The 12,379-nt window shown below is 43.3% G+C and carries 15 protein-coding genes; 11 read left to right on the forward strand and 4 right to left on the reverse strand.

Features of this window, described 5'->3' with window-relative positions; translation table 11 throughout:
- Window positions 1–53: 53 nt before the first annotated feature.
- Window positions 54–968: a T9SS type A sorting domain-containing protein gene (locus IM792_RS16710; RefSeq protein WP_194103039.1), complete on the reverse strand. Its 915-nt coding sequence runs from the start codon at window positions 966–968 to the stop codon at window positions 54–56.
- Window positions 969–1,109: 141 nt separating this feature from the next.
- Here IM792_RS16710 and IM792_RS16715 point away from each other — a divergent pair, with 141 nt between their 5' ends.
- Both IM792_RS16715 and IM792_RS16720 read left to right on the forward strand, forming a co-directional pair.
- Window positions 1,110–2,930 (forward strand): HAMP domain-containing sensor histidine kinase, encoded by a 1,821-nt coding sequence (locus IM792_RS16715; protein WP_228085184.1) that lies wholly within the window; start codon window positions 1,110–1,112, stop codon window positions 2,928–2,930.
- 15 nt (window positions 2,931–2,945) lie between these two features.
- Window positions 2,946–3,638: a response regulator transcription factor gene (locus IM792_RS16720; RefSeq protein ID WP_194103040.1), complete on the forward strand. Its 693-nt coding sequence runs from the start codon at window positions 2,946–2,948 to the stop codon at window positions 3,636–3,638.
- A 226-nt stretch (window positions 3,639–3,864) separates the two neighbouring features.
- Here IM792_RS16720 and pyk read toward each other — a convergent pair whose 3' ends face one another.
- Together pyk and IM792_RS16730 are read right to left on the reverse strand one after the other, a co-directional pair.
- The gene (pyk, locus tag IM792_RS16725) at window positions 3,865–5,298 is read right to left on the reverse strand and encodes a pyruvate kinase (protein WP_194103041.1); all 1,434 of its coding nucleotides are present in this window, start codon (window positions 5,296–5,298) and stop codon (window positions 3,865–3,867) included.
- 59 nt (window positions 5,299–5,357) lie between these two features.
- On the reverse strand, window positions 5,358–5,783 hold the full coding sequence (locus IM792_RS16730; protein WP_228085186.1) for an IPExxxVDY family protein: 426 nt from the start codon (window positions 5,781–5,783) through the stop codon (window positions 5,358–5,360).
- 145 nt (window positions 5,784–5,928) lie between these two features.
- Between IM792_RS16730 and IM792_RS16735 the strand changes: the two genes are divergently transcribed.
- From IM792_RS16735 to rnc, 3 genes are read left to right on the forward strand one after another with little or no spacing between them, the layout of a single operon-like run.
- Window positions 5,929–6,165, forward strand: a complete 237-nt coding sequence (locus IM792_RS16735; protein ID WP_008508386.1) for an acyl carrier protein — start codon at window positions 5,929–5,931, stop codon at window positions 6,163–6,165.
- A gap of 19 nt (window positions 6,166–6,184) precedes the next feature.
- Complete coding sequence (gene fabF, locus IM792_RS16740) at window positions 6,185–7,441, forward strand: beta-ketoacyl-ACP synthase II (RefSeq protein ID WP_194103042.1); 1,257 nt, start codon at window positions 6,185–6,187, stop codon at window positions 7,439–7,441.
- A gap of 9 nt (window positions 7,442–7,450) precedes the next feature.
- Window positions 7,451–8,176: a ribonuclease III gene (gene rnc / locus IM792_RS16745; protein ID WP_194103043.1), complete on the forward strand. Its 726-nt coding sequence runs from the start codon at window positions 7,451–7,453 to the stop codon at window positions 8,174–8,176.
- A 17-nt stretch (window positions 8,177–8,193) separates the two neighbouring features.
- On the opposite strand, the gene IM792_RS16750 is transcribed toward rnc, so the two are convergent.
- Window positions 8,194–8,949 carry a hypothetical protein gene (locus IM792_RS16750; RefSeq protein ID WP_194103044.1) on the reverse strand — a complete coding sequence of 252 codons (756 nt, stop codon included), beginning with the start codon at window positions 8,947–8,949 and terminating at the stop codon, window positions 8,194–8,196.
- 103 nt (window positions 8,950–9,052) lie between these two features.
- Here IM792_RS16750 and IM792_RS16755 point away from each other — a divergent pair, with 103 nt between their 5' ends.
- The 6 genes from IM792_RS16755 (at window position 9,053) to IM792_RS16780 (ending at window position 12,356) form a co-directional block, all read left to right on the forward strand.
- Window positions 9,053–9,928, forward strand: coding sequence for a YicC/YloC family endoribonuclease (locus IM792_RS16755; protein WP_228085187.1), 876 nt, complete (start codon window positions 9,053–9,055; stop codon window positions 9,926–9,928).
- Between the two features lie 102 nt (window positions 9,929–10,030).
- On the forward strand, window positions 10,031–10,597 hold the full coding sequence (gene gmk, locus IM792_RS16760) for a guanylate kinase (RefSeq protein ID WP_194103045.1): 567 nt from the start codon (window positions 10,031–10,033) through the stop codon (window positions 10,595–10,597).
- A gap of 55 nt (window positions 10,598–10,652) precedes the next feature.
- Complete coding sequence (gene nadD, locus IM792_RS16765; protein WP_194103046.1) at window positions 10,653–11,225, forward strand: nicotinate (nicotinamide) nucleotide adenylyltransferase; 573 nt, start codon at window positions 10,653–10,655, stop codon at window positions 11,223–11,225.
- A 30-nt stretch (window positions 11,226–11,255) separates the two neighbouring features.
- Window positions 11,256–11,435, forward strand: a complete 180-nt coding sequence (locus tag IM792_RS16770) for a hypothetical protein (RefSeq protein WP_194103047.1) — start codon at window positions 11,256–11,258, stop codon at window positions 11,433–11,435.
- A gap of 52 nt (window positions 11,436–11,487) precedes the next feature.
- Entirely contained in the window at window positions 11,488–11,739 is a 252-nt protein-coding gene (locus IM792_RS16775; RefSeq protein WP_194103074.1) for a type II toxin-antitoxin system RelE/ParE family toxin, read from the forward strand.
- A 17-nt stretch (window positions 11,740–11,756) separates the two neighbouring features.
- A complete protein-coding gene (locus IM792_RS16780) occupies window positions 11,757–12,356 on the forward strand; it encodes a tRNA-(ms[2]io[6]A)-hydroxylase (protein ID WP_347343824.1) in 600 nt (199 codons plus the stop codon).
- The last annotated feature ends 23 nt before the right edge of the window (window positions 12,357–12,379 follow it).

A 12,379-nucleotide genomic window follows, 5' to 3' on the forward strand; every position in this document is an offset into this window, starting at 1 on the left:
CGCCCGCGTTTTACTGATGGGGTTTAGGTTGGGTTGAATAGTTAAGGCAATTATTAATCTTCCTTAACAATTCTTTTTAAGGCGGTTTTGCTGCCCTGCTTTACTTGCAGGTAATAAACGCCGTTAAGTGGCAGACTGAATGCCCTGGTAAATTTACCTGCGGAGGCTTTGCCTGTCCATAATATTTTACCCTGACTATCTTTAAACTGTACATCGGCAGCGGTCTTGCTATCAAGTGTAAAGCTGACAGTGGTGTTACCGGTGCTAAAATCAGGTGCGAGGTTGATGCTTTTCAGGTCTAATCTGTTTTCCTCGATGCCGTTAAGCTTGTTGTTTTTACCTTTCACGGCATCGCTCACACTATAACTAATATTAGTACTGATGCCCTCATTATCTACATTATTATAGTTGAAATTTTGCGTATTGCGCGAGCCAAAGCCGTTAAACGGTCGGCCGGTCATGGTGTATGTGCGGAAGCGTGGAGCCGTCAGCATGCTTTTATCGCCATTATTATAATCAAAGGCAATGGTTGGCAGCTCCGTCATTTTCTTAATTTTAATGTCGATGTTCTTTCCAAGGCTATCGGTAACAAAAACATCGTTGTCGGCAAATACGCTAACATCATCGCCGTTAAGTTCACGGCGTTCAATAACAACGTCTTTACCATCGCTGTTTCTGCGTTTAACAATAATGCGGGCTTTTTGGTCGGGTACTATAGCGGCAAGTCCATCAGCATCGGGCATATAGCTTAGCGCTTCTTCGCGATCCTTGCCTTTCAAATACTTTAAATTTTTGCCGTTTATGGTGGTGTCGCCATCCTTTATACGTACCTCAACGTGTTTACTCACTATGCGCTCGGTATCCTTCTTCTTATCTTGTGCAAGTACCAGTGGGGGCAGGCCTATAATGGCTGCGAGGCTTAGCGCGAAAATACTTTCAAAGCCGGGGTTTGATAATAGCTTTTTCATGATGCGTGATTTAAGTATGCGTTTAGTAACACAAAGCTATCAAGCAGTTATATACCAAGGTGTTAAATGAAAATTTTAATTTGTTAAATATTGTTAAATGGCTTAGCAAAAGCTGCAATTACAATACATTTGTAGCTAAGGATGAAGAAAAGGAGTATAGGATTAATAATTGGCCTGATGGGTTTTGCACTGTTGGGAGTGATGGCCATGCAATTTTATTTTTTACGGCAGTCATACCTCATGCAGTCCGAACTGTTTGACCAGACCGTGAACGAGGTGCTCAATAACGTATCGCACAAGGTAGCCAAGCAGGATGCCATGCGCTTTTTGAGCGCCAAGGCTAACGACCACGAGCGGATAGTATCCATCAAACAAAAGCAGGTAACCATTACACAGGAGATCGCCGCTGCCGCCCCTAAAAAAACAATACACAAACCAAAGCTCGATAAAAAAAGGCGCGCCCTGTTAAAGGATAGCCTTAACCGCATGCGTATCCGTAAAACCCAGGAGGAGTTGATACAGGATGCCTACAACTTTCGTATACGGGTAGAGGAATATACCGATGAGTATGGCGAAGTATACGGCCGCATGATACCCGAGGTGGTGCGCCGAGAAATTAAGCCCGAGAAACGTACAAAAAAGCTGCAAAAGTATGATACCCTGCGCTACGTATACCTCGATCCGCAATTTGGTAAGCAGGTTATATCTGTACCGCGCATAAACCCACTATGGCAGCGGGAGCAGGATAGGTTGATAAAGGAAAAGGAGCTGAACAACATTAAACGCCTGCTCGAAACCGACTCGTTGCAAAATCTGGAAATAGCTAAAACACGTGAGCTTAAAAGTACCCCGCAAACAGAGGTGATAAAAACCCTGGCCGAGGAGTACAGCAAAATGAACGAGCCGCTTACCAAGCGGGTAAGCAAATTCTGGATAGACTCGCTGCTGCGGTTCGAACTGCATAATAAGGGTATATACCTGCCCTTTAGTTACGAGGTATTAACAGCCACTAACGATTCGCTGATATTTGCCAACGCCATGGATATGGATAAGGGCACCAAGCCGGTGTTCGTGGCATCAAACACCTATCAAACCCCCATATTCAGTAACGAAACGGTGAACGATCCGGGTAAGATCAGGATAGCTTTCCCGCAAAAAAGCTCATTGATATTGGGTAGGATGGGGGCAAGCATGGCCACTACCGCCGGGTTGCTTTTTGTATTGGTGTTTTGTTTTGGTTATACCATCTTCTCAATCTTACGGCAAAAGAAGATATCAGAGATGAAGATCGATTTCATCAACAACATGACCCACGAGTTTAAAACACCCGTATCAACCATCATGATAGCCAGCGAGGCGTTAAAGGATGATGAAATGACCGGAGATAAGGCCCGTGTATCGCGCCTGGCCAATATTATATATGAGGAGAATGTGCGTTTAGGCAGCCATATTGAGCGTGTGCTTAACATTGCCCGCCTCGAAAAAGACGACTTTAAGCTGGATACCAAACCGGTTGATGTTAACGAGATGGTTACCCTTGTGCTGGACAGCATGGCGCTAAAACTGCAAAAGTGCGATGCTGATGTAACGGTTAACCTGGACGCCGAAAAGCCGATGATCATTGCCGATGAGCTTCATTTCTCGAACGTGTTGTATAACCTTATTGATAACGCCATAAAATACAGTAAGGATGCCCCGGTTATCACCCTGAGTACGCTCAATAAAAGCGGCAGCATTATTATTAAGGTTGCCGATAAGGGTATAGGCATGGGCCGCGATCAGCAGGCTAAGATATTTGAGCAGTTTTACCGCATACCAACCGGTAACTTGCATGATGTTAAAGGCTTTGGCCTGGGCTTAAGCTATGTTAACTCCATCGTTAAAAAGCTGAATGGTACCATCGGCGTACGTTCAGAAAAAGAAAAAGGCTCGGAATTTGAATTGAAATTTCCGTTGGCATAATACCTTACCACCACAATGAAGAAAATATTGCTTGTTGAAGATGACCCTAACCTGGGTTTGCTGTTGCAGGATTACCTGCAACTGAAAGGAAAGTTTGATGTTGTGCTATGTAAAGATGGCGACGAAGGACTAAGGGCATTCACCAAAAGTACGTACGACCTGCTGATACTCGACGTAATGATGCCCAAAAAGGACGGCTTTACGCTGGGTAAGGATATCCGTAAGATAAACCAGCACGTACCCATCATATTCGCTACGGCAAAGGGGATGATTGAGGATAAAACCGAAGCATTTAACTTGGGGGGCGACGATTATATTACCAAGCCATTCCGTATTGAAGAATTGCTGCTGCGCATAAACGCCCTTTTAAAACGATCTGAAAACAGCGAGAAAAAGGCCGAGGAACAACAAACCCAGTTTAAGATAGGTCGGTACAGTTTTGATTATAAAGGCCAGATCATAGCCATTGGTGAGCAATCGCAAAAACTATCAACCAAAGAGGCAGAATTATTGAGGTTGCTTTGCATGCGCAAAAACGAAGTGCTTACCCGCGAGGAAGCCCTGCTGCATATATGGCATGATGATAACTATTTTAACGGCCGCAGTATGGATGTTTTTTTAAGCAAGATACGCAAGTACCTGAAGGATGACCCCAATGTGGAGATCATTAACGTGCATGGCCGTGGGTATAAGCTGCTTATCAACTAAAAATGAGTTAACAAAAGTTTGTTATTGTGGTAACATTTTTGTTATATTGCATATACCAATGAACTGAAAAATTTGAATGCCATGAAAATAGTGAGGACGTATTACGATTATTATTTCGGCAGTCTTGATAAACTCTTTAAAAAGGTTTGCGACGCCGGGATCTATTAACAAAAAAAGAGCTGCAATTACTTACAGCTCTTTTTTATTTTTATGTGGTACGCTTTGCTTATTCAACAACGCTTACTTTTAACATATTGGTTTTGCCCTGGCTTGTAATAGGCACTGATGCAGTGTTGATAACCACATCGCCGGCTTGTATCAAATTCTCGGCTTTAAGCGCATTGTTTACATCGCTGATGGTTTGATCCGTGCTGTCAAGCTGATCGTAGTAGAAGGCCTGAACACCCCATACAAGGCTCAATGAATTTAATAACTGCTTGTTTGATGTAAAGATGAAGGTAGGCGACTTAGGGCGGTGGCTCGATATCTCGAACGCTGTATAGCCCGAAGTGGTCATGGCTACGATACCTGCCGCGTCAGTTTGATCAGCAAGGTATACTGCCGAACCACATATAGCATCGCTCAGGTAGTTTGGCTTAGTGCTGTCAATTTTACCTTTTTTGCTGTAGAACGGATAGCCCAGTTCTTCAACGTTACGTACAATTTTAGCCATAGTTTCAATAACTATAAGCGGGAATTCACCTACTGATGTTTCACCGCTAAGCATTACCGCGTCGGCACCGTCAAGTACTGAGTTGGCAACGTCATTCACCTCAGCGCGGGTTGGGCGTGGGGTGGTGATCATTGATTCAAGCATCTGCGTAGCAACAATAACCGGTTTTGAAGCGGCGCGGCATTTGCTGGCAATCATTTTTTGCAGCAATGGCACTTGCTCCATCGGCATTTCAACACCCAGGTCACCACGGGCAACCATTACACCATCGGTAACGGCTATGATCGCGTCGATATTCTCAATTGCTTCAGGTTTTTCAACTTTAGCAATAATGCGTGCAGGGCTGTTGCGTGAGTTTATTACACGGCGGGCGTGAACAATATCCTCAGCTTCGCGAACAAATGAAAGCGCGATCCACTCGGCATCATTATCAAGTGCGAAGTGCAGGTTAGAAAGGTCTTCCTCCGTTAAGCTCGGGATAGAAACCTTGGTATTTGGCAGGTTTATACCTTTACGTGAAGTAAGTATGCCTCCGTGTACTACTTCGCAAATAACAGTATCAAGGCGGTTGGTTTCAAGCACGCGCAGTTGCAGCTTGCCATCATCCAACAAAATGATCTCATCGGCCTTTACGTCCTGCGGGAAGGTTTCGTAAGTGATGTAGATCTGGTCGTCATCGCCGATACACTCGTGAGTGGTCATTTTAATTTTTGAACCATTTATCAGGTGTACGCCACCATCTTTTACCAATCCGATACGGATTTTTGGTCCTTGAAGGTCGGCAAGGATGGCCACATTTGTTTTATATTGAGCGTTGATCTCGCGGATCAGGTCAATAGTTTTTTTGTGGTCTTCGGTTTTACCGTGCGAAAAATTTAGACGGCAAACGTTAACGCCTGCCTTTATCATTGACAACAGTACGTCCTTTTGTGCCGATGCGGGGCCCATCGTGGCAACAATCTTTGTTCGGTTGTAGTTTAATTTCATATATGGGTTGTTTGTGTGTAGTCTGTACAGTGTTATCTTAACACCTCAAAATTTCGGCGCTAAAATAGTAGATTTTCACGGGATTTTAACTTTTTAGGGTCAATCTTTACGGCGGCAACTATTTCAGGTATCTTATTTAGGGCTGATATAAGTGCTTCAAGGTCATCGCTGTCAATATAGTTCTTTATCATTATAAAATAGTCGGTTTTGCGCATTTCGGGTATTAAATAGCCCTCAGTGCCCTTATTGGCTATAAAATAAAAATCAGTTTCACTGGCTTCCCAGCTATCATTATATATTGAAAAATACCCAGGCTCCTTATCCGGATTAATGTCAACTTCAAGGTCAGGGCCTTTGGTAAAGTTAAAATTAAGATGCTTATTAATAAGGTAGCAAGTGCGGTAATCCTTTAAAGAAGTAGTTACGGCAATCAGAACAAAATCCAGATCGATCTCAAACTTTAATACTTTCCTGTTCAAAATCATTATTTTTGCGTTGTAAAATTACAAATTGAAACCGTTGAGATAAAATTTTGTTACTCTTATTGTTCAAAAGTTTTACATTTGATATTTAACAGAATTTATTTTTCTTTGCATCGAAAAAATTATTAATCATTAAATTATTAAGACTATGTCTGATATCGCGTCAAGAGTAAAGGCTATTATTGTAGAAAAATTAGGTGTTGATGAAAGTGAAGTAACACCTGAAGCAAGCTTCACCAACGATCTTGGTGCCGACTCTTTAGATACCGTTGAACTGATCATGGAGTTTGAAAAAGAATTTAACGTAGCTATTCCTGACGATCAGGCAGAAACTATCGGCACAGTAGGTCAGGCTATTGCTTACCTTGAAAAAAACGTTAAATAAGCGCTCCCAAATCTATTAAATGGAGTTTAAAAGAGTAGTAGTAACCGGGCTTGGAGCACTTACTCCGATTGGTAATAACGTTGCAGAGTACTGGAACGGTTTGATCAATGGGGTAAGTGGCGCTGCCTTGATAAAGGGTTTTGATGCCACGCATTTCAAAACCAAGTTCGCCTGTGAAGTTAAAGGCTTTGATGCCGATGCTTTTCTGGGCCGTAAAGACGCGCGTAAGCTCGACCCTTTTGTACAGTATGCACTTTTCTCGACCGAAGAAGCGGTTAAGGATGCTGACCTGAACTTCGAAAAACTGGATACTAACCGTATCGGTGTTATTTGGGGATCGGGCATTGGCGGCCTTAAAACCTTTTTGGATGAGGTAAGCAGCTTTGCCAAAGGCGATGGTACACCGCGCTTTAACCCGTTCTTCATCCCAAAGATGATTGCGGACATTGCACCTGGCCACATTTCAATAAAATACGGCCTGAGAGGTCCTAACTTCTCAACCGTATCAGCCTGTGCTTCATCAAATAACTCGTTAATTGATGCCTTTAACTACATCCGCCTGGGTAAGGCTGATATGTTTATAACCGGCGGATCAGAAGCGATTATTAATGAGGCCGGTATTGGTGGCTTTAATGCTATGCACGCCCTCTCAACCCGTAATGATGATCCTGCAACCGCATCAAGGCCGTTTGACCTTGACCGCGACGGCTTTGTGGCCGGCGAGGGCGCAGGTACCATTATTTTGGAGGAGCTGGAGCATGCACTGGCACGTGGCGCAAAAATATATGCTGAAATGGTAGGCGGCGGCATGAGTGCCGATGCATACCACATGACGGCCCCACACCCTGAAGGTTTAGGCGCTGCCCGTGTAATGATAGCGGCGCTTGAAGATGCAGGAATGACCCCGGCCGATATTGATTACGTAAACGTGCATGGTACATCAACCCCGATTGGTGACCCGCAGGAGATCAAAGCCATTAAGGATACTTATGGCGAAGATGTTTACCGTATCAACATCAGCTCAACCAAATCAATGACAGGGCACTTATTGGGTGCTGCCGGTGCTGTTGAGGCTATCGCTTCAATATTAGCGCTTAAAAACGGTATCATCCCGCCAACCATCAACCACTTTACTGATGATCCGGCGTTTGACTCTCGCATTAACTTTACCTTTAACACCGCACAAAAACGCGAAGGCATGAGGGCGGTACAAAGTAATGGTTTTGGTTTTGGTGGCCATAACGCATCTGTTATATTTAAAAAGTACGAAGACTAAAGTATTTGAATGCCTATAAATCGGTTTTATAAGCTTTATCTATCGCCTAACAGAAAATACGTTAAAATTTTAAAGAACTTGCTCGGCTTCGTGCCGGGCAATTTGTCTTTATACCGTATGGCTTTCCGGCACAAGTCGGTAGCTCAAAATGTTAAAAATGGCGTAAAGAACAGCAACGAACGTTTGGAGTTTCTGGGTGATGCTGTATTGGGTAGCGTTGTAGCCGAGGTGCTTTTTAAATTATACCCTTATAAGGACGAAGGTTTCCTGACGGAATTGCGTTCAAAAATTGTTAGTCGTGTTAACCTTAACCAGTTGGGCCGCAAGCTTGGCTTTGAGCAATTGGTGGAGTATGATACCCGTATATTTAGTTCGGGCAGGCAGGGCTCGCTGCTTGGCGATGCCTTTGAGGCGCTTATTGGTGCCGTGTACCTTGATAAGGGATACGAGTTTACCAAGAGCTTTTTGATCAACCACATTATCAAATCGCACATTGACATCCATACGCTGGAGATGACCGAAACCAACTTCAAAAGTAAGTTGATTGAGTGGTGCCAGCGTCATGGTAAGGATATCAGCTTTGATCTGATCAGCAATCAGGAGGGTGAAAGCACCAAGCTTTTCACCATACAAACCGTTGTTGATGGCGAGCCATTAGGCTTGGGCAAGGAGTTCAGTAAAAAGAACGCCGAAAAGCTCTCTGCCGAAAAAGCCTGCGAAGCATTGGGTATCTGATCGTTCCGGAAAATTTATTAGTTTCTTCTCGCTGTATCAGCAGGTTTAACTTGGAATGGGTTAACCCTAAGTGGGTCTTTATTGACTTTATAGTATTGGTACTGGCGTTTTACGCGTTTTATCAATTCATAGTCGTTCCACACACGTATATCCTCGTACGAGGGCATGTAGTAATTAATGAATTTACCTGCTTCTTCATCATTAATATTTAGTGTGCGCTTAACAAATTCCACATTGTAGCGGCGGTTTATCTCATTTTGTTCCAGTTCGGCCTTGGTAAATTTAGCGAAGCGCCTGGCCCGCCCCGGTGTTTTGCCAAACAACTCGTACAAACCGGTAATAGGCGACATCAGGAACAGCAATGCCGGAGGCTTTCCATCAAAAAAAGAACCCTGCCCGCGGTAATCACGCATAACTTCGCCCAACTCCTGTTGTTTGGTGGTGCCTTTTATTTTTACTTCTTCCAGTTCGGTGCTTGTCATCAGGCGCATATAAATGGCCATTTCTTTTTGGCTGCCTACTACATGGCGCAGGTCGGCATACTCGCTTTTATCAAATAACAGGGTATCACCGGGGTTAGCTTTTATGGTAAATATGCCCAGCTCATCGCTCATCATAACGGTATTGGTGCGCAGGTTGGTAACCACCACCTGAGCAATGCGGGTAGAGGTATTGATGCGGTAAATAATGCCTTGTACAGTGTTTTGCTGCGCTTTAGTGGTAAAGGCCAGCAGGCATAATATGATATATGATAAGTGTTTTTTGATGCTCATTAACTGATGTATATATCAACGGTAAACATAGCCATAGTATTTTGCATGCAGATGCTAAAAAGTGTTAAAGCGGTTATTAGCAGGAAAAAGCATATCTTTGCGCATGATAAAATCCATGACAGGGTATGGAATAGCCAGTGTTGATTCGGGCGGCACAAAATATACCGTCGAGATCAAATCCCTGAACAGTAAATTCCTCGAACTATCATTACGTTTACCAAAAATGTTTGCTGAAAAAGAGTTTCAGCTACGTAACGATTGCAGCAAAAGCGTTGAGCGCGGCAAGGTAAACCTAAGCATTAATGTAGAGCAAACCAGCGCTACCGTAAAGGCGGCAGGTATTGATAACGATCTGTTAAAGCATTACTACCAGCAACTTAAAAATGTAAGTGCAGAGCTGGGTGAGCCATCAGGCAATCTGCTGCAACTGGCGCTTACCTTGCCCGAGGTAGTAAAATATAACGAAGAAACCGTATCTGAAGAAGAATGGAAAACGGTTGAAAAAGCCTTTAAACAGGCTTTGGATGGTTTCCAGCAATTCCGTAAGGATGAGGGCGGCGTACTTGAAAAAGATGTTAAGCAACGCATCGGTACAATATTAGATAACCTAAAAGCTGTTGAGGCGGAAGACCCTAAACGTGTGCCAGTTATCCGCGAGCGTTTGAACCAGTTTTTGGCAGATGCTGCCGGTGTTGAGATAATTGACCATAACCGCTTTGAGCAGGAACTGATCTATTACATTGATAAGCTTGATATTACCGAAGAAAAAACAAGGTTGAAAAGCCATTGCGACTACTTTTTGCAAACCCTGGCTGCCGACGATGCAAGCGGTAAAAAACTGGGCTTTATCACGCAGGAGATCGGTCGTGAAATAAACACCATCGGCTCAAAAGCGAACGATGCCAACATACAAAAATTGGTAGTAGGCATGAAAGAGGAGCTCGAAAAAATTAAAGAACAATTACTAAACGTATTATAGTCATTTTGGTGAGTAGTCATTGGTGAGTAGTCATTTGAATAGTTATTAACTAATTACACTGACCACTGACTACTGACCACTCACTATCTGACCACTGACCCCATGGAAGGTAAACTCATTATATTCTCCGCGCCATCCGGAGCAGGTAAAACTACTATAGTTCATCACCTGCTGGGTAAAATGCCAGAGCTTGAATTTTCAATTTCGGCCACCACAAGGCAACCCCGCGGTACCGAAACACACGGCGAAGATTATTACTTCATCAGCAAAGAGGAGTTTTTGCACCTTATCGCCAAAAAATATTTTGTGGAGTTTGAAGAAGTATACACCGGTACTTTTTATGGTACGCTGCGTACCGAGATTGAACGTATATGGAGCAAAGGCAAAACTGTAATATTTGATATTGATGTAGAGGGCGGTCTGCACCTTAAGCGCAAGTATGCCGATCAGGCCCTGGCCATATTTGTACAGCCACCATCAATGGATGTGTTGAAGCAGCGCCTGAGCGGTCGTGGTACTGATAGCCAGGAAAAACTGAACGAGCGCTTCGCCAAAGCCGAAAAAGAACTAAGCTACGCGCCAAAATTTGATGTTATCCTCAAAAATTACGATCTTGATACAGCGTGTGCCGAGGCTGAGGAATTGGTGAGAAACTTTATTAACCCCTAACCCCTAAAGGGGAATAATATCTGGGGCCTAACTGAAAACTGCAAACCGCTAACGCATGAAGATAGGCTTATTGTTCGGTTCATTTAACCCTATACATATAGGGCATTTAATTATAGCTAATTACATGGCCAACCATACCCAGCTTGATAAGGTGTGGTTGATCGTGTCGCCCCAAAATCCGCTTAAAAAATATGGCGACCTGATCAATATGTACGACAGGTTGGAGATGGCCAAACTGGCTACCGATAATTCAACATCTATAGAGGTAAACGATGTGGAGTTACGCCTGCCTCAGCCATCATATACCATTGATACGCTTACGCATCTTAAAGAGAAATATCCGCAGCACGAGTTCGCGCTTATAATGGGGTCTGATAATTTGATCTCACTGCCTAAGTGGAAGAATTATAAGCTCATTCTTCGCGATTACAGGATATATGTTTACCCGCGCCCCGGCTATGAAAATGCCGAACTGGCCTCGCATCCATCCGTAACCATAACCATGACACCGCTCATGGAGCTTTCGGCAACATTCATCCGCAAATCCATCGCCGAAAAAAAGAACGTACAGTATTTTGTGCCCGATGCCGTACTGGAGTTTATCCGTAATAAAAACTTGTATAGTTAAAAGCTGTATATTTATATAAAATGTATCGCGATGCTTACTAAGGAGAAAGTTAAAGAGTTGGTAGATCACATGCCCGAGTCATTCCAGGCAAATGAATTGATACATGAGATCATGCTATTGCAAAAGATAGAAGATGCTCAAGACCAGGCTAAGCGCGGAGAAACTTTAACCGAAGATGAGTTTGATAACGAGGTTGATTCGTGGCAATAAAACTCATCTACACTAAAATATCTCTGAATGATCTGCGGGATATTTTAATTTCATAAAAAAGGATTCGCCATACTACGCAAAAAATGAGGTTGACGATATTCGTACAGCCATCAGAAAACTCAAGTTAAACAGTTTATTGGGTAAGAGATTTGAAAGATCAGAGGATGATACTTTGCGCGAATTGATTTTTAAGAATTATCGTATCATCTACCAGATTATCTCTCCCGAACAAATTAACATTCTTTCCATCCATCACCACGCGCGTTCAATTACCAATAACCCTGCTTTTAAGGATGATGATTAAATGGTAACTTTGCTATTGTGAGCGAGAAAACCATTTTAAAACTGCAACTGCCTACCGACCCGAACTGGGTAAAGAACGTAGTAGAAAGTAATATTGAAGAAATACTTACCGACCATGCTTTTTGCGAGCAAAAGGCCGCCAGCAATGCCATTACCCTGATCGTACAGAATCCCAACTTGTCTGACCTGGTGCAGGAAATGGCTGCTTTAGTTCAGGAGGAGATGGATCACTTTAAGCGTGTGCACGATATTATTTTGGAGCGTGGCTATATACTTGGTCGTGAGCGTAAGGATAATTATGTGAACGAGTTGGTTAAGTTTATGAAAAAGGGCGGCACCCGTAACGAGCAATTGATTGACCGACTGTTGTTTGCCGCTATGATAGAGGCTCGCAGTTGTGAGCGATTCAAAGTACTGTCAGAAAATATAAACGATAAGCAGCTTTCCGAATTTTATCATGAGTTGATGATAAGCGAGGCTACACACTATGCCACGTTTATCCGCCTGGCTAAAAAATACACCGAAGGCATCGATATTGATAAGCGCTGGAAAGAGTTTTTAGATTATGAGGCCCAGGTAATTCAAAATTACGGCAAGGGCGAAACCATCCACGGGTAATTCGTCTGTACAAAGCGGGCAGT

This window comes from Mucilaginibacter sp. JRF, assembly GCF_015223065.1.
In the GTDB taxonomy this organism is placed as follows: Bacteria; Bacteroidota; Bacteroidia; order Sphingobacteriales; family Sphingobacteriaceae; genus Mucilaginibacter.